The sequence below is a fragment of the Gordonia sp. PvP123 genome (genome assembly GCF_040547295.1).
In the GTDB taxonomy this organism is placed as follows: Bacteria; Actinomycetota; Actinomycetes; order Mycobacteriales; family Mycobacteriaceae; genus Gordonia; species Gordonia terrae.
In genome coordinates, this window is sequence record NZ_JBEPPN010000003.1 from 306,372 (window position 1) to 326,955 (window position 20,584).

General features: G+C 68.6%; 19 protein-coding genes. 3 read left to right on the forward strand and 16 right to left on the reverse strand.

The annotated features are described in order from the left end of the window. Window positions 1–130: 130 nt before the first annotated feature. Window positions 131–385, reverse strand: coding sequence for a glutaredoxin family protein (locus ABIC25_RS06815; protein ID WP_064569635.1), 255 nt, complete (start codon window positions 383–385; stop codon window positions 131–133). A gap of 159 nt (window positions 386–544) precedes the next feature. Between ABIC25_RS06815 and ABIC25_RS06820 the strand changes: the two genes are divergently transcribed. Next, the gene (locus ABIC25_RS06820) at window positions 545–1,672 is read left to right on the forward strand and encodes an HAD family hydrolase (RefSeq protein WP_064569619.1); all 1,128 of its coding nucleotides are present in this window, start codon (window positions 545–547) and stop codon (window positions 1,670–1,672) included. Between the two features lie 31 nt (window positions 1,673–1,703). Beyond that, window positions 1,704–4,070: a transketolase-like TK C-terminal-containing protein gene (locus tag ABIC25_RS06825; protein WP_354560578.1), complete on the forward strand. Its 2,367-nt coding sequence runs from the start codon at window positions 1,704–1,706 to the stop codon at window positions 4,068–4,070. A gap of 21 nt (window positions 4,071–4,091) precedes the next feature. On the opposite strand, the gene ABIC25_RS06830 is transcribed toward ABIC25_RS06825, so the two are convergent. The 11 genes from ABIC25_RS06830 to ABIC25_RS06880 all read right to left on the reverse strand — a co-directional run bounded on the left by ABIC25_RS06830 (window position 4,092) and on the right by ABIC25_RS06880 (window position 16,134). After that, a complete protein-coding gene (locus ABIC25_RS06830; protein WP_354560580.1) occupies window positions 4,092–5,765 on the reverse strand; it encodes an HNH endonuclease signature motif containing protein in 1,674 nt (557 codons plus the stop codon). Window positions 5,766–6,094: 329 nt separating this feature from the next. Continuing rightward, window positions 6,095–7,258 (reverse strand): zinc-binding dehydrogenase, encoded by a 1,164-nt coding sequence (locus tag ABIC25_RS06835; protein WP_354560582.1) that lies wholly within the window; start codon window positions 7,256–7,258, stop codon window positions 6,095–6,097. Between the two features lie 39 nt (window positions 7,259–7,297). Beyond that, complete coding sequence (locus ABIC25_RS06840; RefSeq protein ID WP_180819348.1) at window positions 7,298–8,470, reverse strand: lysophospholipid acyltransferase family protein; 1,173 nt, start codon at window positions 8,468–8,470, stop codon at window positions 7,298–7,300. 189 nt (window positions 8,471–8,659) lie between these two features. After that, complete coding sequence (locus tag ABIC25_RS06845) at window positions 8,660–9,712, reverse strand: NAD-dependent epimerase/dehydratase family protein (protein WP_004019962.1); 1,053 nt, start codon at window positions 9,710–9,712, stop codon at window positions 8,660–8,662. Window positions 9,713–9,809: 97 nt separating this feature from the next. Further along, the gene (locus ABIC25_RS06850; protein ID WP_003402602.1) at window positions 9,810–9,911 is read right to left on the reverse strand and encodes a 30S ribosomal protein bS22; all 102 of its coding nucleotides are present in this window, start codon (window positions 9,909–9,911) and stop codon (window positions 9,810–9,812) included. A gap of 325 nt (window positions 9,912–10,236) precedes the next feature. Then, complete coding sequence (locus ABIC25_RS06855; protein WP_004019963.1) at window positions 10,237–10,470, reverse strand: helix-turn-helix domain-containing protein; 234 nt, start codon at window positions 10,468–10,470, stop codon at window positions 10,237–10,239. 188 nt (window positions 10,471–10,658) lie between these two features. Next, the gene (gene proC / locus ABIC25_RS06860; RefSeq protein ID WP_101820112.1) at window positions 10,659–11,519 is read right to left on the reverse strand and encodes a pyrroline-5-carboxylate reductase; all 861 of its coding nucleotides are present in this window, start codon (window positions 11,517–11,519) and stop codon (window positions 10,659–10,661) included. Between the two features lie 6 nt (window positions 11,520–11,525). Continuing rightward, the gene (locus ABIC25_RS06865; RefSeq protein ID WP_354560584.1) at window positions 11,526–12,383 is read right to left on the reverse strand and encodes a thioesterase family protein; all 858 of its coding nucleotides are present in this window, start codon (window positions 12,381–12,383) and stop codon (window positions 11,526–11,528) included. Between the two features lie 38 nt (window positions 12,384–12,421). Further along, window positions 12,422–13,315, reverse strand: coding sequence for a sugar phosphate isomerase/epimerase family protein (locus tag ABIC25_RS06870; protein WP_239400332.1), 894 nt, complete (start codon window positions 13,313–13,315; stop codon window positions 12,422–12,424). A gap of 14 nt (window positions 13,316–13,329) precedes the next feature. After that, complete coding sequence (locus ABIC25_RS06875) at window positions 13,330–15,105, reverse strand: Rv0497 family membrane protein (RefSeq protein ID WP_239399988.1); 1,776 nt, start codon at window positions 15,103–15,105, stop codon at window positions 13,330–13,332. Between the two features lie 51 nt (window positions 15,106–15,156). Beyond that, window positions 15,157–16,134, reverse strand: coding sequence for a Ppx/GppA family phosphatase (locus ABIC25_RS06880; protein WP_172622045.1), 978 nt, complete (start codon window positions 16,132–16,134; stop codon window positions 15,157–15,159). A gap of 55 nt (window positions 16,135–16,189) precedes the next feature. Between ABIC25_RS06880 and ABIC25_RS06885 the strand changes: the two genes are divergently transcribed. Further along, window positions 16,190–17,050, forward strand: a complete 861-nt coding sequence (locus tag ABIC25_RS06885) for a DUF3109 family protein (protein WP_248644739.1) — start codon at window positions 16,190–16,192, stop codon at window positions 17,048–17,050. A gap of 27 nt (window positions 17,051–17,077) precedes the next feature. On the opposite strand, the gene ABIC25_RS06890 is transcribed toward ABIC25_RS06885, so the two are convergent. The 4 genes from ABIC25_RS06890 to ABIC25_RS06905 form a co-directional block, all read right to left on the reverse strand. Beyond that, window positions 17,078–17,764, reverse strand: coding sequence for a response regulator (locus tag ABIC25_RS06890; protein ID WP_354560586.1), 687 nt, complete (start codon window positions 17,762–17,764; stop codon window positions 17,078–17,080). Further along, window positions 17,761–19,176 carry a sensor histidine kinase gene (locus tag ABIC25_RS06895; protein ID WP_248644738.1) on the reverse strand — a complete coding sequence of 472 codons (1,416 nt, stop codon included), beginning with the start codon at window positions 19,174–19,176 and terminating at the stop codon, window positions 17,761–17,763. Before ABIC25_RS06895 ends, ABIC25_RS06890 begins: the two co-directional genes overlap by 4 nt. Before the next feature lie 118 nt (window positions 19,177–19,294). After that, window positions 19,295–19,615 carry a GNAT family N-acetyltransferase gene (locus tag ABIC25_RS06900; protein ID WP_004019974.1) on the reverse strand — a complete coding sequence of 107 codons (321 nt, stop codon included), beginning with the start codon at window positions 19,613–19,615 and terminating at the stop codon, window positions 19,295–19,297. An 81-nt stretch (window positions 19,616–19,696) separates the two neighbouring features. Continuing rightward, window positions 19,697–20,443: a phosphoglyceromutase gene (locus ABIC25_RS06905; protein ID WP_004019975.1), complete on the reverse strand. Its 747-nt coding sequence runs from the start codon at window positions 20,441–20,443 to the stop codon at window positions 19,697–19,699. Window positions 20,444–20,584: the final 141 nt, after the last annotated feature.

Genomic DNA, 20,584 nt, shown 5'->3' on the forward strand with positions numbered 1-20,584 from the left:
GCGTCGACCGGACGCCGAGACCCGACTCTTCTGAATGGGAACGAGGATATAACTTGCCTGTGAATCTGTTCACACGGCCCCTCGCGACCGGTCGTGCTGTGTTAAACGCCGCGTCGACGTGGGAATCGATTCACCGACGGCCGGTGAGATCGGACCGCAGGCGCGGTTCGTCGACCTCCCAGTAGCTGTGTTCGTCGCCGTCGAGCAGGACCACGGGAAGCCGGTCGCCGAACTCGGCGCGGAGGTCGGCACGCCCGTCGTCCGCCGCCCGGTCGACGTCGACCTCGGTGAACCCGACGCCCAGGTCGGTGCAGATCCGGGTCAGGTCGGCTCGGGCCGCCGCGCAGGCCTGACAGCCTGCACGGGTCAACAGTTCCACCGTCATGGCGACCATCCTCCCAGCGTCGCGCGCGCACGATCACCCGGGTGACGCGGCCCGGGGCGGATGTGCGATCCGCCACCGCGCGGGGGTCGGACTTCGGGCCTCGGCACCACTAGGCTGTACCGGGCAAGCAGTGCTGGCGCTACGCGTGGGAGGTGGGCAGTGGGCGAGATCCCGGGCCCGGAAGACCGTCAGGACGACGAGACGCCCGACGACGCGACAGATCTCCCGCCCAATCCGATGCAGGGCGACGGCCCGACCGGCGACGACTGGGAGTCGCACGCCGCCCGAGTGGAGTTCACCGACGACTTCGACGAGGACGCCGAACTCCACGAACTCGGCGACGACGAGAACAACCGGGTCACGACCTGGATCTCGCAGCGGGCGACCGCGGCCACCGGCCGCTTCCGCCAGACCGCCCACGAACTCCGCCAGACCCTCGCCGGCGAGGCCAGCGCCAAGGCCGCCGTCGACTCGCTGCGGTCGCGCGAGACGGCCGACATCCCGGGCGAACCCCGGCGAGACCTCACCGCTGCAGCGTTCTTCGACGTCGACAACACCCTGGTCCAGGGCGCCTCGATCGTGCATTTCGCCCGCGGCCTGGCGGCCCGGAAGTACTTCACCTACGGCGACATCATGGACTTCGCATGGACGCAGGCGAAGTTCCGGATCACCGGCAAGGAGAATGCGCGCGACGTCGCCGAGGGCCGGGAGAAGGCGTTGTCCTTCATCGCCGGCAAACCGACCTCCGAACTCGTCGAACTCGGCGAGGAGATCTTCGACGACTACATCGCCGACAAGATCTGGCCGGGCACCAGGGCCCTAGCCCAGCGTCACCTCGACGCCGGACAGCAGGTCTGGCTGGTGACCGCGACGCCGGTCGAGCTCGCGCAGACGATCGCGGACCGCCTGGGCCTCACCGGGGCGCTGGGCACCGTCGCCGAGAGCGTCGACGGGGTCTTCACCGGACGGCTCGTCGGCGACATCCTGCACGGCCCCGGCAAGGCCCACGCCGTCCGCGCCCTCGCGATCCGGGAGGGGCTCAACCTCAAGCGCTGCACGGCGTACTCGGACTCGCACAACGACGTGCCGATGCTGTCGCTGGTCGGTCGCGCGGTGGCCATCAACCCCGACACCGACCTGCGCGACGTCGCCAAGGTCCGCGGATGGGAGATGTACGACTTCCGCACGGCGCGCAAGGCCGCCAAGTACGGGGCCGGGACCGCGATCGTGCTCGGCGCCGCGGGCGGGGGCGCCGCGGCCGCCGCCCGGTTCTTACGCCAGCGCTGACCTCCGCCGATCACTCCACCGGGAGAGCACCATGACGATCGCGAGCCCAACCGGCGACGCTCGGACGACAACCGACGCGCTGCGGAAGGTCGAGGACCGCGTGCTGTGGTTGTCGACCTCGATGATCCACCACGCCAACCTCGTTCGTCCCACTGCGACCGGAATGAAGGTCGGCGGCCATCAGGCGTCATGTGCCTCGATGGTGTCGATCATGACGTCGTTGTGGTTCGAACAACTCCGACCCGGTGACCGCGTGTCGGTGAAACCCCATGCCGCACCGGTACTCCACGGCATCAACTACCTGCTGGGACTGCTCGACGAGTCGTACCTGACGACGCTGCGCGAGTTCGGCGGCCTGCAGCCCTACCCCAGTCGCACCAAAGATCCAGACCCCGTTGACTATTCGACAGGATCGGTGGGCATCGGCGCCACCGCGCCGATCTGGGGCGCGATGGCCCGCCGCTACATCGACACCAGGCTGGGCGCCGACGCCGCGGGCATCGAGGCAGTCCGGGCCGACCGCCGGTCGGAAACAGTGCTCGGCCGTCAGTACTCGCTCGTCGGCGATGCCGAGCTCGACGAGGGGGCGGTGTGGGAGGCGATCCTCGATCCGTCGGTCGCCGAACTCGGCGAGCTGGTGTGGATCGTCGACCTCAACCGGCAGTCCCTGGATCGGGTCGTCCCCAACATCGCCGCCGGCCGGCTGGAGGCGATGTTCGCCGCGGCGGGGTGGCAGGTCATCGCCGTCAAGTTCGGTCGCCTGCTCGAGACCCTCTTCGCCCGTGAGGGCGGCTCGGCACTGCGAGGCCGCATCCTCGACATGCCCAACCCCGAATATCAGCGGCTCCTGCGTTGTGACGCAGATGAGGTGCGAAAGCGGCTGCCGGGCAAGGGCTCCGACGCCGAATCGGTCACCCGGGTCATCGATGACGTCGACGACGCAACACTCCTCGCCGCGATCCGCAACCTCGGTGGTCACGACCTCGACGCCCTGCGCACGGCCTACGACCAGATCGACGACACCCGTCCCACGGTCATCCTCGCCTACACCATCAAGGGGCACGGCCTCCCGACCGAAGGCCACCCGCAGAACCACTCGTCGCTGTTGACGGTCGAGCAGTACGGGGAACTGGCCACCGCCCTCGGGACGTCTGTCGACGATCCGTGGTCCGGATTCGCCGATGGCACCGAGGCCGCCGCATTGTGCGAATCGGTGGCGCGGAGGTTGCGTCGCGACCCCGTCGAACCCACCCCTCCCCCGGCGGTGCCGACCGACATCAGCAAGACCCCGACGGGGACATCGACGACGCAGGCGGCCCTGGGCCGAGCGTTGCTCGCGCTGTCGCGGGCTGCGCCCGAGGCGTCGGCGCGCGTGGTCACGGTCAGTCCCGACGTCAGTTCCACGACGAATCTCGCGGGCTGGCTGAACAAGGTCGGCGTGTGGTCGCCGGACGAGCGGCGCAACTGGTTCGACGACGACTCCGAGACGATCATGCACTGGCGGGAACGTCCATCCGGCCAGCACATGGAACTCGGGATCGCCGAGACCAACCTGGCCGGCCTGATCGGCGAACTCGGTGCGACGTGGAGCAGGTGGGGTCAACCACTCTTCCCGATCGGCGTGCTCTACGACCCGTTCGTCGAACGGACCCTGGAACCATGGTCGTACGGCATCTACGCGGGCGGGCAGTCGATCCTGGTCGGCACCCCGTCGGGGGTCACGCTCGCAGCCGAAGGTGGTGCGCACCAGTCGATCACGACACCGTCGATCGGCCTCGAACAACCCGGATGTGTGACCTACGAACCGGCCTTCGCGCTCGACGTGGAGTGGATCCTGTTGTCCTGCATCGGCCGGCTCGGACGGCCGGACGGCACGTCGTCGTACCTGCGCCTGTCGACGCGGCCGGTCGACCAGCGGCTCGCCGACGTCCCCACGGATCCCGCCGCCCGGGAACGACGCCGCCGACATGCGGTCGCGGGCGCATATCTGTTGCGGCGCACGAGTTCCCCGCAGGTCACCCTGGTCGGGATGGGTGCGGTGGTCACCGAGACCCTCGCCGCGGCGGACCGGCTCGCCGACCAGGGGGTGGACGCCGACGTCGTGTGCGTCACCAGCCCCGGGCTGCTCTTCGAGGCGATGCAGGCACGCCGCGGCCTGTCCGACTCCCCGTCGTGGATCCTCGACCAGGTCTTCCCCGCCGACCGCGCGGCACCGATGGTCACCGTCCTCGACGGCCACCCGCACACCCTCGCGTTCCTGACCGGCGTCAACGCGGTTCGCGGTGCCGCCCTGGGTGTCAGCAGGTTCGGCCAGGTGGGTTCGCTCGACGACGTCTATCGCCTCCACGGCATCGACACCGAGTCGATCATCCGGGCGGCACTGGATCTTCGACGCTGACGGTCCCCGCCCGTCCCACTGTCAGAAGGGTGGTGGATCGAGGCGGTCGAGTTCTTCGCGGGCTCGTCTGTTGCGGGCGCGTTCGTTTCGCCGGCGGGCGAGTTTGGCGTCCAGTCGGTTGTGGGTGCGCTCTGGGTTGTCGGCGGGCGCGATCACGCGGGGTGAGGGTGGTGCTTGGGCGGCTTGCTCGAACCGGATTCGCCGCAGGTTGGGGAAAGTGTCTTCCAGTGTTTCGGCATCCCCGTACAGGATGACGCCCTCGGGGGTGGTGTATTCGGTGACCAGGCGTCCGTCTTCGTCGCGGTACTGCTCATCGACCCAGTCCCCATATGTTTTGAGTAGGTGACCGGGCCGGCATTTGGCGTTGATGTTCTCACTCGACGTCGCCCCACCCCGGGCGGGATCAGCGTGGTCGTACTCGGCGACATGGTCCAGATCGCAGTCGAAGGCCGAACGGGTACAACCCGGTTCGGTGCAATAGCCATCCCGGACCCGCACGAAATCGGCACACGCGGTGGTGGGCCGATACCCGTTACCGGGATGGGTTGCTGGAAAGACCACGGCTACCGACGCTGTGGTGTCACCGGCCTGTTCGTCAGAGTGCGTTGCGGCGGGTTCGTTTCCGTCGTCGGCACAATCCTTCTGGGCTGGTGCCGGGCGCTGGGCGGTCCACCGTTGAGCATCGTCGGCGGTTTCGGCTACGTAGATGGGCGCGGTACGCGCCGGGGTGACCGGGGTGAGAGTGGCGTCCGGGCGAGCGGCGAGGTCACGCACATGCTCATCGCAGATGATGCCGTGGCCGTCGAGGAACCCGACCCCAGGCGCCCCGGCGAGGGTCGCGGCGTCGGTGACCACATGGATCACTATCTCGGCGCGGACCGCGACGAGCACATCCTGCGGATCCGGAATGACAGCGGTGCATTCCTGTTCGCCGTCGCACTGACACTCGAACGTAGTGCGGGTCAACAGCGCGAACATCGCATCAGACCGACGTATCCCCTTGGTGCGGCCGTCCCGCGTGCAGACAGCATCGGCCAGGATGCCGATGGCTTTCGCGGAGATCCGCACGTTCTCCGCCGACATCACCGCGGTCAGTTCGGCGGTGCCGTCGGGTAGTTCGTGGGTCCACACGCCACGCTGGTCCATCGCGTCTTTGCGGCGTTGGCGTACCGCATCGGGGTCGTGGCGGAACACCAGCCGGTCGACCATGTCCCGTAGCCGGGCCCGGTCCCACACACCCTTGCGACGACGGAGGGTGGCGGCGATCTCGGCATCCAGGGCGGGGGTGATCGGGTCATCGGCGGGGATCAACAAGGTGCGGGAGATGATCAGCCGGATCTGCCACTGCGCCAGAATCCCGTCGCGCAATGTCTCAGCGGTCTCGGGGAGCCGGTCACGCAGCGCGATCGCCTCGTCGATCAGGTTCTCGGCTTGCCGGCGCGACACCGCGGCCTGGCGGGCGATGCGGGCGGCGCAGTCGGCGTGGCCGTCCATCACAAACCCGTCCGCGGTGGTCGTGACCAGACGGTCGGCCATCACGGCGATCGTCTGATACCGATGCCACGCCAGGTAGGACTCTCCGCGTCGTGTGGCATCGAAGCCGGCCATCAACATCACCATGTCGGTCTCACCGACGTGGTCAGGATCGACCCCGGCGACGAACTCGCCCGGCAGATCGGTCCACACCCTCACCATGCCCCCCCGATACATCGCCCCCGACCCACCCCGGCCGGGGCGCGATCTGATGCCAACCAATCTAAACCCGACCACCGACAAACCCTGATCGGTGTCAGCAGATGACATCGCCGTGACCGAAACGGGCTCTGGTCGTTGCGGTATGGTGCCGACCGGCTCGTGACAGCTGAGATCCTCGGGTCGCCAGGTGGTTTCGACACGGCGACTCGCCCAGCGGCTCGTTGCCGGCTCAACCAGCGGAGGGGGCCGCGCCGTCGACGAGTGTCGACGCACCGTCAAAAATCCACTGCGACAACCAGATTCGATCACCGAACCGTGTCGCCCCGGTCCTACAGCGAGTCCACCTCACTCATCGGATCGATGAGCACCTTGGCGTGGTGCTCGGCACCGCCGAGGGCGTCGAATGCCGCACCGACGCCCTCGAGACCGACCGTCGCGGTGATCAGCGGTGCGACGTCGACGTCTCCGTCAGCCATCATGTGCAGGGTGTCGTAGAACTCGGCCGGGTCGTAGGCGAACACGAACCGCAACTCGTGTTCTTTGTTCAGCGCCATGGCCGGACGGAAGGTGTCGGGTTCCATGCACACCCCGACCACGACGATGCGTGACCGGAACGGCGCCTCGGTCACCACGTGCTCGATCATCCCGGGCGTACCCACGCATTCGAAGACGACCGGGCCCTTCGGTGTCGCACCGAGGCGATCGGCCGTCCGGAACAGCGACGACCACGGCACGAGCGGGATCCGGCGAAGGGTCCGCATCGCGTCGAACGCCGCGCCGAGCAGGTCCTGGGCCCGGGTGATGTACTTGCCTGTCTCGGCGCACCGCTCGAAGGGCGAGGTCGTGGCCGGGTCGACCACGATGTCGGCACCCACCCGATGTGCGAGCACCCGCCGCCCGGGTGACGGGTCGCTCGCGATGACGGTCCGGACCCCGTCCGCCTTCAACATGGTGATGACCGCGAGGCCGATCGGCCCGCAGCCGATCACGACCGCGACATCGCGGCGCCCGACCTCGCCGCGCCGGACCGCGTGGTGGGCGACGGCCATCGGTTCGGTCAGGGCGGCATGCTCGGCCGGCAGACCCTCCGGGATCTCGAAGGTCATGTCCTCCGACACCAGCACGAACTGGGCGTAGCCACCGGCCGCGGACTCCGACAGTCCGGTCAGGTGCGCTTCCGAACCGTGCCGGATCATCGGCACCGACACCACGGGCGTGCCGGGCGCCCACCGCTTACGGCACCCGGGCCCGTAGGAGACCACCTCGCCGGCGAACTCGTGTCCCATGACCACCGACTGTCCGGACCGCATGAAGGCGTCGTAACCCACCGCCGCGGACACCTCGGCCGTGGCATCGCAGTGGACGCGGGCGTGCAGATCCGACCCGCAGATCCCGGCCCGCAGCACCCGTAGCAACACCTGCCCCGCACCGGGCTCAGGGGTGGGGATCTCCTCGACCGTCAGTTCGCCGTTCCGGCACACGACTGCACGCATGCTTCATGGTTATCAGCTGACGGAGCGGTGCGGGCACCGTCAGCCGAAGTAGACGCTCCCGCGTCGGCTGAGCATCCGGAAGAGGGTCTGCTGGATCTCTTCGCGCACGTGGTCGGTGAGGTCGAAGACCACCATCGGGTCGTCGGCCGACGCCTCGTCGTAGGACCCGGTCTCGATGGGGCGCCCGAAATGGATGTGCCACTTCGACGGCAACGGCACCATGCCCAGCGGACCGAGCCACGGGAACAGCGGGGTCACCGGGAAGTACGGCAGGCCGAGGATCTTGGCGAGCGGCTTGAGGTCGGCGAGCATCGGGTAGATCTCCTCGGAACCGACGATCGACACCGGGATGATCGGCGCGGCATTGCGCAGCGCCGTGGTCACGAATCCGCCGCGACCGAAGCGCTGGAGCTTGTAGCGGTCCTTGTACAGCTTGCCGATGCCCTTGTACCCCTCGGGCCAGACCGCGGTCAGCTCGCCGGCGCGCAGGAGCCGGTCGGCGTCGGAGTTGCATGCCAGCGTCGCCCCGATCCGCCGGGCCACCTCGCTGATCCCCGGGGTGTCGAAGGCCATGTCGGCGGCCAGCACGCGCAGGAAGCGGCCTTCGGGGTGATTGTCGCGCACGGCCAGCGAGGTGATGACCGCGTCGATCGGGATGGTGCCCGCGTGGTTGGCGACCAGGAGCGCCCCGCCCTCGCGCGGCAGGTTCTCGATGCCGGTGACCTCGACCCGGAACCACTTCTCATAGACCTGGCGGACGGCCGGGAACCACACCGAATCGGTGAAGTGGGGGTCGAAACCGAACTCGTCGACCTCGTACTCCCCCGCCATCCGTTCCCGGATGAACCCTGCGGTCGAGGTGAGGGTGTCGGCGACCGCACCGCGGAGTCCGCCGAGGCTGAACAGCGGACTCGATTTCGACGGGCCGCGGTGCTCGACACCCAGCGCCTCGTCGGGCAGTGTGATCTCGTCGCTGATCGGGGTCACCCGCGCCGGCGCCCGACCGAAGCCGTCGGTGTTGGGATGACCGAGCGTCGAAGCACGTTGCGCTGCTGCGGTTTTCGATCGGTCATGCCCGACCTGCTGGCTCGGATGGCGGCGGCGGCCGGACTCCCGGACGCCACGCGCATCAGGACCCGAGGGCGACGTGTAGAGCTGAATGACTTTCGCGGTACGTGCATCTGTCGCTCCGCCACCTGCCAAAGTGCTCACCCCTACTTGTTTCCTGGGTACGCGATCCGGACCGGGCCGGGCCCGGATCTGCGTTGATGTTCCGCGCTCGAGCCGTCGCGGAGAACGATTCGCGGCGTAGGCGCGATGTGGGTCTGACGTCCAAGTCTAGAGGTTGCACTCACGTTGCGCATGCCCACGTCGACTTCGTCACCATCATGACCCGAAATTTCACTGCAGCTGATGGGCAGCCGAGACGACCCGCTGTTCGAGCGATCTCCACGAATCGGACCCGATCACCGGCGTCACTCCGCTGCGCTGGATGAAATCGTCCAGCGTCTCGAGCGTCGTGTACCGCGGCACGAAGCCGAGTTCGGTACGCATCCGAGTCGTGTCGAGCACCCGGCCGTAGGTGAGGAATTCCGTCTGCGACGACCTCAACTTCGCCGACCGCAGGTCCTGGAACACACCCGCGATCGGGGCCAGGAGACTGCTCGGAACAGGCAGTTCGACGTGTCCCACACGACGGATCGCCTGGGTGAGGGTCACCACGCCCTCACCGGAGATGTTGAACGTGCCGACCTTGCCCGCGAGGGTCACGTGCTCCATCGCGGCCAGCGCATCCTCCTCGTGCAGGAACTGCAGACGCGGCTGGAAACCGATCACCGTCGGCACGACCGGCAGCGAGAGGTACGAACTCATCCGTGTGGTGATCCGCGGACCCAACATCGCCTGGGGGCGGACGATGGTGATGTCGATGTCCTGCCGCCGACGGCCGAGTCCGCGTACATAACCCTCGACGTCGAGTAGATCTCGACCGTATCCACGCTTCGGCTCGCGGGGCGCCCGGGTCTCCTCGGCGAAGTGCGACGGGTCACGACTGCTCGCCCCATAGACCATCGCGGTCGAGCGCAACACGAGTCTCTTGACCGACGGCGTGCGCTGGCAAGCGGCGCACACCTGCATCGCCCCGACGAGGTTGAACTCCTTGATCGCCGCCGAGTGCGGGGCGGTGTCGGCGATCGAGGTCGCCGCATGCACGACGGTGTCCACGTCGTAGGCGGCGAGTGCCTTCGCGATGGTGGGTCGCCGGATGTCGACCCGCAGGAACTCCGCCCGCCCCATCCGGCGCAGGAGATCCTTGCGCGGCACCCGCGAATCGACGGCGAGCACCTTCTCGATGTCGGGGTTGGCGGCGAGGCGCGCCACGAGGTAGCCACCGAGAAACGTCGACGCCCCGGTGACCAGGACCACCCGGGGCGGGGCGGAGGTGGGTTCGGCCATACCCCGAGGCTATCGGCAGTCCGGCGATTCGGCCCGACGAGGCCGCCCGGAACGACAAAAGGACCCGCCGAAGCGGGTCCCCATGCCGAAGAAAGGCCTATTTGCCGAGTTTGCGACGCTGCACCCGGGTCCTACGCAGCAGCTTGCGGTGCTTCTTCTTCGACATGCGCTTGCGGCGCTTCTTGATCACTGAACCCATCGGGGCGCTTCCTCACGATTGACACTGATGTACTTGTTCGGCCCTGGTCTGCACTTCAGCCGGGAACGGCGCCGGGAGCGAAGCGACGAGCGGCGGTGTGTCACGTAGGGCTCACCGGCGCATCCAGGTACGCGACCACCGAGCCTACCGGGCGGCACGCCGGATCAGGAAATCGCGGTCGCCGAACAGCACCGAACCGGGCCTTCGACGCGACCCACACCCGCCGCCGCCGGCACCGTCGAAGCAGAAGACCCCCGTGGCCGGCACAGGGCCGGCCACGGAGGTCTGTCGAGAAAACTGCTGTTCAGGCGTCCAACGCGCCGGATCAGCCGGCGTCGAAGTAGGACGTCTCCAGATAGTCGTGGACCGCTTTCGCGTGCACACGGAACGAGCGTCCGACCCGAACCGCGGGCAGTTCGCCGTTGTGGACGAGACGGTAGACGGTCATCTTCGAAACGCGCATCAACGATGCAACCTCGGCGACAGTGAGGAACTGCGACGCCGAAGCCGCATTGCTCACTGCGCCTGTCCTGTCACCAGGAGTGTCTGCAGGTGCCATGAATCACTCATACCTCCGGTGCACGCGTCGCGGCCGCAGGCTTCCCCTCCTGCGGACATCAGACACGCACGTGCTTAAAGAAGCTTAGCGTGGCAGATGTGAAAAAAGCGACGTGAGAGACCGGTATTTCTGAGATTCCTGTGACTCGACCCCAACATGCTGGGGTTTGTCGGCCCTTGGACCACAATTCATGGGGTGTCGGTGACGGCGTGTCCCTGCGCCAAACCCTCGACTTCCACTCGACGTCCACCCCGCGCGCTGGCGGCCGCGCAGGCGCGAGTCGCCTGGTAGACGGCGTGCCGTAGGCCGTTGGCCTCGAATTCACGGATGGCCTCGGCGGTGGTGCCGCCGGGCGACGTCACGGCCGCGCGCAGATCGACCGCGGACAGACCGGAGTCGCTCAGCAGGATGCCCGCGCCGCGGATGGTCTGGACCGCCATCTCGGAGGCCTGGGCGCGGGTCAGGCCGAGGCCCACGCCGGCGTCGATCATCGCCTCGGCGAGCAGGAAGACATAGGCCGGTCCCGAACCGGACACCGCGGTGACCGCGTCCATCTGCTTCTCCGGCACGACCGTGACGCGGCCGACCGTCTGCAGGATCTTGACCACGGCCTGCAGCTGCTCGTCACCGACGTAGCGTCCGGCCGAGACCGCCGACATCGCCTCGTTCACGAGCATCGGGGTGTTGGGCATGACCCGGATGACCGGCGACCCGGCCTGCAGCGCACTCTCGTATCGCGACAGCGGCAGACCGGCGACGAGCGTCACGGTCACCCGCTCGGAATCCGCGTTGTCCTCCGCCGAGGCCAGGATGCGCAGGATCGAGTCGACGTCGTCCGGTTTGATCGCCAAGAAGACGTACTGCGCCGATTCCGCGGCGCTCTTGACGTCGGTGACCAGCACGCCGTACTCATCGGCGATCTCGGTGGCGCGGCTCTCCAGTCGCTCGGCGACGACGAGGTCCTTGGTCGGGGTGCCTGCACCGATCAAACCGGCGAGCAGTGCCTCGCCGATCTTGCCTCCGCCGATGATGGCGATGCGTTCGGACACGGATGTCTACCTTCCTGAGGGGATGAGGGCGAGCTGGCGGGACTGTGCGACGACCGTCCCGGTCGAGTCCACCACGAGATGGTCCTCCTCGAACATCCCGGGGCCGACCTCGGAACTCGTGGCGGCGAATCGCAGCCAGCCGGGCGCGGGATGCCGCCGGACATAGGTGGTCAACTGGACGGTGGGTGCCCACCCGAACAGGGCCAGGTTCATCACGACGGGCGGCGAGATGTCGCCCACCAGGACCGTGAAGTATTCGTCGGGTTCGACACCCTTCGGCCGGATCCACCCCCGGACGAGCGGCTCGCCCGTCTCGCCGCGGACAACGGGGAACGTCTCCGAGTCGAGGACCAGATCGATGGCGGCCCCCAGGTGATTGACCTCGGCGATGGGCGAACCGTCGAGCGGGATACCCGTCGGCGACGGCTCCGCGGGCAGCGCGTCGAGGACCGTGGGGGCGGAGTGGTGCGGCCGGCCGCTGTCGGGCCGGGCCATGGTGACCGACGACGACACGACGGTACGGCCGAGCTGGACCGCGTCGACGGTGAGCACGGTGACGGTGCGTCCGCGTTTGCGCACGGAGATCTCCAGATCGATGTCCGCGGCATCGGGGGCGGTGAGGTAGTCGCTCGAGATCGCCACCGGGATCATCGCGGCGGCCGACTCCGCGAGCCGGTCACCGTCCGGCGTCAGTGCGGTGAGCGCCGTACGCGCCGCCTTGGCGACCACCATCTGCAGCGTGCCGCCGTGCACCTTGGGACCGATGGTGAACGTCGCGTCGATGTGCGCCCGCAGGGTGATCGAGTCCGGACCGCCCCGGCCCACCTCGGTCAGCTCCTGCACCTCGGTGATCTTGCTGGTCATCGTCCCGCCTTCGTCGAGGAGACTCGTCCCCCGAGAAGTCAGCGGCTGAACTGGCCGAGCGGCTCGGGGTGCAGCTCCCGTTTGAGATGCCGCCGCGCAAAATCTAGCGAACGGGCCAGTAGCGCGCTGCGTTCGGGTTTCGTGCGCGCACTGCCGGTGGTGACCTCGAGCACAACGGCCCCGGCGAAGTCGCTCGCGGCGATGCGCCGGCACACCTCCGCGCAGGGCTGGCCGCCGTCACCCGGGATGAGGTGCTCGTCGGTGGCCGCCCCGTGGCCGTCGGCCAGGTGCAGGTGGTTGAGCCGCGAACCCATCCGGTCGAGAAGGGCGAGGGCGTCGACGCCTGCGGTGGCGGTGTGCGAGAGGTCGAGGGTGTAGTGCGCGTAACCGTCGTCGGTCGGGTCGATGGACTTGCCGAACGCCGACGCCGCCAGGCCGGGACCGCCGCCCCGCTTGGCCAGGCGGCGGACCGAGGGTTCACCCGCGCCGAACAATCGGTCGGCGCGCATCGGGAACATGTTCTCCACCGCGACGGCGATGCCGCTGTCCGCCTCGAGCTCGTCGACGAGATCGTCGAAGGCCGCGACGTAGCCACGCTGCCACCGGAACGGCGGATGCACGACGACGGTGGACGCGCCGAGGTCCTCGGCCGCCTCCACCGCGCGCGCCAGCTTCACGACCGGGTCGCGCCCCCAGACCCGCTGGGTGATGAGCAGACAAGGCGCGTGGATGGACAGCACCGGCACCTGATAGTGGTCCGACAGGTATTCGACGCGCCGGATGTCCTGGCTCAGCGAGTCACCCCACACCATCAGTTCCACACCGTCGAACCCCAGTTCGGCGGCATAGGCGAAGGCCGCCTCGGTGTTCTGGGGATACACCGACGCCGTCGAGAGCCCGATCGGGATCTCGGCCGCCGGACGCGGGTTCATCGGCTCGGGCCGGCTCACGCGGCCAACAACACCAGCGGCCCGATGGTGACCAGCAGACCCACACCGAGCGCGAGCAGCGTCGTCGGCAGGTCCTTGGTGCGCCGGACCACGTGCGAGAGCGTCACGATGCCGAAGATCACCAGCACGGCGAGCACCAGCGCGAAGTACGGATTCCAGCGCCACAGTTCGGTGAAGCCCCAGAACAGACCGACGCCGACGGCCAGACCGGCCACGGCCTGCCCGAACAACAGCAGCCACGCTTTCACCGGCGACTGCTCGGCATCGTCTACTGCCCCGTCGGGGGCGTCGTCGGCCTCGGCACGCTCAACCGGGACCGTGCCGGCGTCGTGCCCGGCCGGATCGTCCGCGGGGGTCGGGTGCCCGGATTCGGCACCGGGCGTCTCGTCGATGTCCGTCGTGTCGTGCAGGGCGTCGAACTCATCCGGCTCCCCCGACTCGACGGGCCCCTCGGGAGTGTCGTCCTTCACGAGGTCGACCCGGCCGGCAACCTCCTGCTCGGACGCGACCGGCGCGATGGCCTCGGTCGGGTGGTCGTCGGTGGCGCGGTCCGTCGCTCGGGTGTCACCGGCGTGGACATCGGTCGGGTCGCTGTGGGCGAGGTCGTCGTCGGCCGGGTGCGCGTCGGGCCGCGCCGCGGCGATCGCCGCCGTCGTCCCGCCCGCGGTTGCGGCGGCTGCCGCGGTCGCCGCCCAGTCGGACGTCGAGTCGTCACCGGCACGGTCGTGCTGGTCGTCCTCTTCGGATCGGCGCTCGTCGACAGTCCGCTCGTTCTGGGTCTGGTCGCGCTTCTTGGTGCCGAAGAGCTTCCGTGCCAGTCCGCCGACACCGGACGTCTTGGACTTCTTCGCCGCTGCGCTCTTCCGCGCCCCCGCGTCGGCACGGTCTCGACCGCCGGTCCTGTCGCCGTCCCCCTCCACGTCGGCGAAGTTGCGGTAGGCGTCGAAGTCCATGACCTCGGAGAACCCGCCGTCACCCCGCTCGCGGGGGCCGCCGGGGCCCGCGTCGACCTCGCTGAGGTCGTAGGTGACCACATCGTCGGAGTCCACGACGGACAGATCCTGACCGTTCTCACCGACCACCGGGATGATCCCGGTGACGGCGTTCGCCGACTCCTGGTCGACGGGAGCGGAGTCGCGCGGCGGGGTCTGGCCGAGACGGCGTGCCACCGCCTCCGAACTGAAGTCGCGGGTCGACATCGGCGGGACGGAACCCTGGCCGTAACCGGGCATCCCGCTGGCGGTGCGTCCGCCGGGCCGCCCCTGCTGCTGATCGGCACGCGGGCGGTCGACGACCGGCTGATCGTCGGCCGGGCGACGTGCGATCGGGTTCCCGGAACGCGGGAACGGTGCTGCGGTCGCGTCCGGCCGGGCCCGGGGGGTCGTGTCCCGCTCGGGCGGGGTGACCCGCGCCGGACGTTCGGCGCGCGCGGCCGGTGCGGCCGGTTCGGGCCGGGCAGCCGGCTCGGGCCTGGTCGGGGTCTCGGGCCGGGCCGGGGTCTTCGGCTCGGCAGCTGAGTCCGGCGTGGCGGTCGATCCGGGTTGGGCGGCCGGCTCGGGCCGGGCCGGGGTTTCGGGTGCCGGGTCGGCGTCGGTGACCCTGGGGATCTCACCGGTCAGGGCGGACACCGAGAACGAGCCGTCACGTCCGGCGCGCCTGCGTCCCCGTCCCTCGCGCGAGGGTGCCGGCGAGTCCTTCTCCGCCCCCTGCGAGCGGGCGAGAAGTTCCGACACCGAGATGGGTCGAGATTCGGGCTCCGAATCCTTCGGCATGAAGTGGCTCTCCGTCCTCGTTCTCGAACGTCATTGCTCCGGGGCTCTGGCTCAGCCGACGCCCTCGTGTACGCCGCGCGCCGGTGTCGGCTCCAGCGAGTCGGCCTGCTCGGCGTCGAGCCTGCGCAGGATCACACCCTCGCGAAGTGCCCACGGACAGATTTCCAGTGTATCGACTTGCAACGCGCGCATCGCCGCCTCGGCGACCAGCGCACCGGCGACGAGCTGCCCGGCGCGGTCGGAACTGACACCCTCGAGTTCCGCACGATCGGCCTTGGTCATGCGGGAGATGAACGAGATGAGTTGACGCAGCCCGCTCGTCGTCAGCTCGCGGCGCACCCGTGGTCCGGCACTCGACGGCGCCGCCCCGGTCAGGCGGGCGAGACTCCGGAAGGTCTTCGACGTCCCGACGCACAGATCGGGCGCACCGGGTGCCAGCAGCTGTGCCGCCGGCGCACGCAGTTCGGCGTCGAGCCAGTCGCGCAGTACACCGACCCGGCGACGGTCCGGCGGATCGTCGGGCAACCACTCGCGGGTGAGGCGTCCGGCACCCAGCGGCAACGACAACGCCACGTCGGGTTCCTCGTCGACACCGTTGGACATCTCCAGCGAGCCACCGCCGATGTCGAGCGCGAGGATGCGCCCGGCGCTCCACCCTCGCCAACGGCGCACCGCCAGCGAGGTGAGGCGGGCCTCGTCGCGACCCGACAGCACCAGCACCCGTACCCCGGTCCGCTGCTCGATCTCGTCGAGCAGATCGTCGGAGTTCGTCGCGTCTCGCACCGCCGACGTCGCGAACGCCATCATCTGCTCGCAGCCGGACGTCCGCGCGATATGGGTGAACTCGTCGATCGAGTCGATGAGCTTGGCGACGGCCCGGTCACTCATCCGGCCGTCGACGTCTATCTGTTCGGCCAGACGCAGAACCGCCTTGGTCGAACTCATCGGGGTGGGATGGCCGCCACGGTGGGCATCGACCACCAGGAGGTGGACTGTGTTGCTGCCCACGTCTAGGACTCCTAAGCGCACGGGTCAACGGTAGTGCAGCGGCCTCCCCCGCCCGATCCCGGCTACCGTATGAGAGGTGACCGCCATCTCGCCGTCCGCGCCCCGCATCGATCCCGCGCCGGAGGTCGAACTCGACTTTCCGCGCGAATGGTACGAATTCGCCGATCCCGCCGATCCGGAGCACGTCATCAGGGCCGACCTCACCTGGCTGCTCTCGCACTGGACGTGCGTGTTCGGCACGCCGGCGTGTCAGGGCATCCTGCCCGGCCGGGAGACCGACGGTTGCTGCAGTCACGGCGCGTACCTGTCCGACGACGACGATCGCGAGACCCTCGCCCGCGGGGTGGCGATGCTGACGCCTGCGGACTGGCAGTTCCACAAGAAGGGCTCGGGCAAGGATCCGGTCGGCCCCAAGGGCTACCTCGAGGAGAGCGACCTCGACGACGAACCCGCCCTCAAGACCCGACTTCACAAGGGGGCGTGCATCTTCCTCAACCGCCCCGGGTTCGCCGGCGGCGTCGGCTGCGCGCTGCACTCGATGGCACTGCGCAAGGGACTCGAACCCCTGACGGTCAAGCCCGACGTGTGCTGGCAGCTCCCGGTACGGCGCGAGCAGGACTGGGTGGAACGGCCGGACGGCACACAGGTGCTCCAGACGACGATCACCGAATTCGACCGGCGCGGGTGGGGCGAGGGCGGCCACGATCTGAAGTGGTACTGCTCGGGCTCCCCCGACGCCCACGTCGGCGCCAAGCAGGTCTGGGAATCGTATGCACCCGAGCTCACCGCCCTGCTCGGCGAAGCCGCCTACGCCGCCCTCGCGGCTGCCTGCCGGCGCCGAAACGGACTGGGCCTCATCGCTGTTCACCCGGCGACGCAGGCCGCGACACGACGTCGCGAGACCGACGTCAAATACGAGCTGCAACCCCCGGAGTAGTCGAGCGGGGGTCGTCCGGCCCGCCGCTCAGGCCTCGAGTTTGTACCCGAGACCGCGAACGGTGATGAGGTGCTTGGGATTCGCCGGATCCGGCTCGATCTTGGAGCGCAGCCGCTTGACGTGCACGTCGAGCGTCTTGGTGTCGCCGACGTAGTCGACGCCCCACACCCGGTCGATGAGCTGGCCCCGGGTCAGGACCCGGCCGGCGTTGCGCAGCAGGTACTCGAGGAGATCGAACTCCTTGAGTGGCAACGTGATCGGGGTCCCGTTGACCGCCACGGTATGCCGTTCGACGTCCATCCGAACCGGGCCGGCCTCCAGGACCCCGATATCCAGACCATCGTCGGGGACGTCCCCGCCGCGACGCAGCACCGCGCGGATCCGGGCGATCAGCTCGCGGGCCGAATACGGCTTTGTCACATAGTCATCCGCGCCGAGTTCGAGGCCGACGACCTTGTCGATCTCGCTGTCCCGCGCGGTCACCATGATCACCGGGACATTCGACCGGGTGCGCAGGGCCTTGCAGATCTCGGTACCGGACATCCCGGGCAGCATGAGATCGAGGAGCACGATGTCGGGACTCACCCGATCGAAGGTCGACAGGGCTTGTGCGCCATCGGTGATGACGCTGGCCTCGAAGCCCTCCTTGCGCAACAGGAATGCCAGCGGGTCCGCCAGCGATTCCTCGTCCTCGACGATCAGAACGTGGGTCAACTCGTGTGTCCTTCGGTGGGTCGGGCAGATGGGTCGTCACCCTCCGTGGAGGGCAGTGCGCGGGGCGGGGAATCGGGATCGGACAGGGCCTGCTCGGCCGCCACCGGCCAGCCGGTGTCCGAGAGGTCCTCCGGAATGCAGAGAGTGAACGTCGAGCCCGTACCGGGCTTGCTCCACAGGTTGATGGTGCCGCCGTGGTTGGCGGCCACGTGCTTGACGATGGCCAAACCGAGGCCGGTGCCGCCGGTCATCCGCGAGCGGGCCTTGTCGACCCGGAAGAACCGTTCGAAGACGCGCTGCTGATCGTCCGGCTCGATCCCGATCCCGCGGTCGGTGACCGCGATGGCCACCATCGGCCGGCCGTCGATCTTGATGACCCGGCGACTGATGGAGACCACGGTGTCCGACGGTGAGTACGAGACGGCGTTGGAGATGAGGTTGTTCAACGCGGTGAGCAGCAGCGGCCGGTCACCGCGGATGATCACCCCGATCGGGTCGTCCGCGCGCAACTCGATCGCCGCCGCCTCGGCGGCGAGGGTCGCCGACGCCAGCGCGTCGTCGATGAGCGAATCGACATCGATGCAGGTGAACTCCGGCGTGACGCCGTCCTGCAGCCGGGACAGCGCCAGCAGTTCGCTCACCATGTTGCCCATGCGCTTGGTCTCGCCGACCACGCGACGGCTGAAGTGCTGTACCGAGTCGGTGTCGTCGGCCGACTCCAGCAGCGCCTCGGCGAGCAGGCCGATGGCCCCCACCGGTGTCTTGAGTTCGTGTGAGACGTTGGCGACGAAGTCCCGCCGGGTGGCCTCCACGCGTTTGTGTTCGGTGTCGTCGAGCCCGTATGCGACGACGTAGCGTTCGTCGCCCTGCGCGACGATCTTGGCGTGGCAGCGCACGTGTTCGACGCTGGGCCGTGGGGTCCGGCCCGTCGAGACGAAGCCGAGACTCGACATCGGCGGACTGAACTCGAAGCGGCGGGCGACCCCGGTGTCGAGGACTTCCTTCACCGCATCCCACACGGGGTCGGCCAGCAGCATCTCGCGCACGAGTCCGAGTTCGACGGCCCGCTGGTTGTACAGCACGACGTCGCGGAACTCGTCGACGACGGCGATGGCGGTCTCGGTGTTGCGCACCACCATGCTCAGCAGTCCGGCCTTGGTCATCCGACCGTCATCGGTGGTCGCCTGGACATCGGAGTCGCGAACCTCCGCCCAGGTCGGCACAGCACGGGGGCCGAGGGTGTCGTGGAGGACGGTCGCGGTGGCGTCTGCGGACGCGGAACCACGTGAGAGGCGATCGATGAACGCGAATCCGCGAGACCGTTTGGGGTCCCGGGTGCGTCGTCCGATCAGGACACCGAGGCAGAGCGCGAGTACGAACGCGATCGTCGCGGCGGAGATTGCGGCGGTCACAGGGGCAGCTTACGGCTCGACCAACTCCGAACGCACATCTGACGAAGGTGTTCGGCAGTTGTTCACGCGGAGTTGGCCGGAGACCCCGCGAGCGTGGGAATCAGCCCGACCGGGACGGTCATTGGGGAACCGGTACCGCCATGTCGGCGAACTCCGGATGGCGCTCGATGAAACGTTGCACATAGGAGCAGACCGGCACCACCTGCTTGCCGCTGCCACGGATGTCCTCGAGGACGGCCCGGACCAGTTGTCCCGCATAGCCGTGACCACTGAACTGTTCCCGGATCACGGTGTGCGTGACGACCACCTGGTACGGCTCGGAGACATAGTCGACGTATCCGACGACCTCATCCTCGCCCGAGGATTCGGCGACGAGGATCGCCTCGTACCGCTCCCGCGCAGGTGAATGCTCAATTCGCAGGTTTCCCACGTCCGCCATGCCGTCTAATGTAGCGCGCGCCACACCATCGACGCCATGGCGAAACGTGTCACGTCTGGATGTCCGAACGGACTCCGACGCCTACTTCTGCCCCTGCGCGGCGACCGCGGCGGCGCCGGCGGCGGCGGCCTCGGGGTCGAGGTAGGTACCACCCGGGTTCAGCGGCTTCAGGTCGTCGTCGAGGTCGTAGCGCAACGGGTTGCCGGTGGGGATGTTCAGCCCGGCGATGTCGTCGTCGGAGATCCCGTCGAGATGCTTGACCAGCGCGCGCAGCGAGTTGCCGTGGGCGGCCAGCAGGACGTTCTTGCCCGCCTTCACGTCGGCCACGATGGTCTCGAGGTAGTACGGGATGAAGCGGTCGACCACGTCCTTGAGGCACTCGGTGAGGGGGACCTCGGCGAGGTCGGCGTAACGCGCATCGCCGACCTGGCTGTACTCCGCGTCGGGCTCGATCGCCGGCGGCGGGGTGTCGTAGCTACGACGCCACAGCATGAACTGCTCGTCGCCGAACTTCTCCTTGGTCTCCGCCTTGTTGAGGCCCTGCAGTGCGCCGTAATGCCGCTCGTTGAGCCGCCAGTCACGGATCACCGGAATCCACAGGCGGTCCGCGCGGTCGAGCGCGATGTGCGCCGTCGTGATGGCCCGGCGCAACAGCGATGTGTAGACGACGTCGGGCAGCAGGTCGTGCTCGACGAGGAGCTCGCCGCCGCGCTCGGCCTCGGCCTTGCCCTTCTCGGTGAGCGCCACATCGACCCAGCCGGTGAACTGGTTGGACGCATTCCATTCGCTCTCGCCGTGACGCATCAGGATCAAGGTGCCGTTGCTCATGGCCGATAGTTTTCCACAGTCGATGCGCGACCTCTCCGCACCGGCGGCCCCGCCCCTGGCCGACCCCCGGTGAACGCCGCGGATCGGCGAAATGGTAAAGAACCCGTCGATTCGCCGCGCGAACGGACCAGGGCAGGTCTA

Bases quoted from the DNA above. Each gene is read 5' to 3' on its own strand.
- ABIC25_RS06815 (WP_064569635.1), bottom strand. From the start codon at position 385: ATGACGGTGGAACTGTTGACCCGTGCAGGCTGTCAGGCCTGCGCGGCG.
- ABIC25_RS06825 (WP_354560578.1), top strand. From the start codon at position 1,704: ATGACGATCGCGAGCCCAACCGGCGACGCTCGGACGACAACCGACGCG.
- ABIC25_RS06830 (WP_354560580.1), bottom strand. From the start codon at position 5,765: ATGGTGAGGGTGTGGACCGATCTGCCGGGCGAGTTCGTCGCCGGGGTC.
- ABIC25_RS06835 (WP_354560582.1), bottom strand. From the start codon at position 7,258: ATGCGTGCAGTCGTGTGCCGGAACGGCGAACTGACGGTCGAGGAGATC.
- ABIC25_RS06845 (WP_004019962.1), bottom strand. From the start codon at position 9,712: ATGGCCGAACCCACCTCCGCCCCGCCCCGGGTGGTCCTGGTCACCGGG.
- ABIC25_RS06850 (WP_003402602.1), bottom strand. From the start codon at position 9,911: ATGGGTTCAGTGATCAAGAAGCGCCGCAAGCGCATGTCGAAGAAGAAG.
- ABIC25_RS06855 (WP_004019963.1), bottom strand. From the start codon at position 10,470: ATGGCACCTGCAGACACTCCTGGTGACAGGACAGGCGCAGTGAGCAAT.
- ABIC25_RS06865 (WP_354560584.1), bottom strand. From the start codon at position 12,383: ATGACCAGCAAGATCACCGAGGTGCAGGAGCTGACCGAGGTGGGCCGG.
- ABIC25_RS06870 (WP_239400332.1), bottom strand. From the start codon at position 13,315: ATGAACCCGCGTCCGGCGGCCGAGATCCCGATCGGGCTCTCGACGGCG.
- ABIC25_RS06875 (WP_239399988.1), bottom strand. From the start codon at position 15,105: ATGCCGAAGGATTCGGAGCCCGAATCTCGACCCATCTCGGTGTCGGAA.
- ABIC25_RS06900 (WP_004019974.1), bottom strand. From the start codon at position 19,615: ATGGCGGACGTGGGAAACCTGCGAATTGAGCATTCACCTGCGCGGGAG.
- ABIC25_RS06905 (WP_004019975.1), bottom strand. From the start codon at position 20,443: ATGAGCAACGGCACCTTGATCCTGATGCGTCACGGCGAGAGCGAATGG.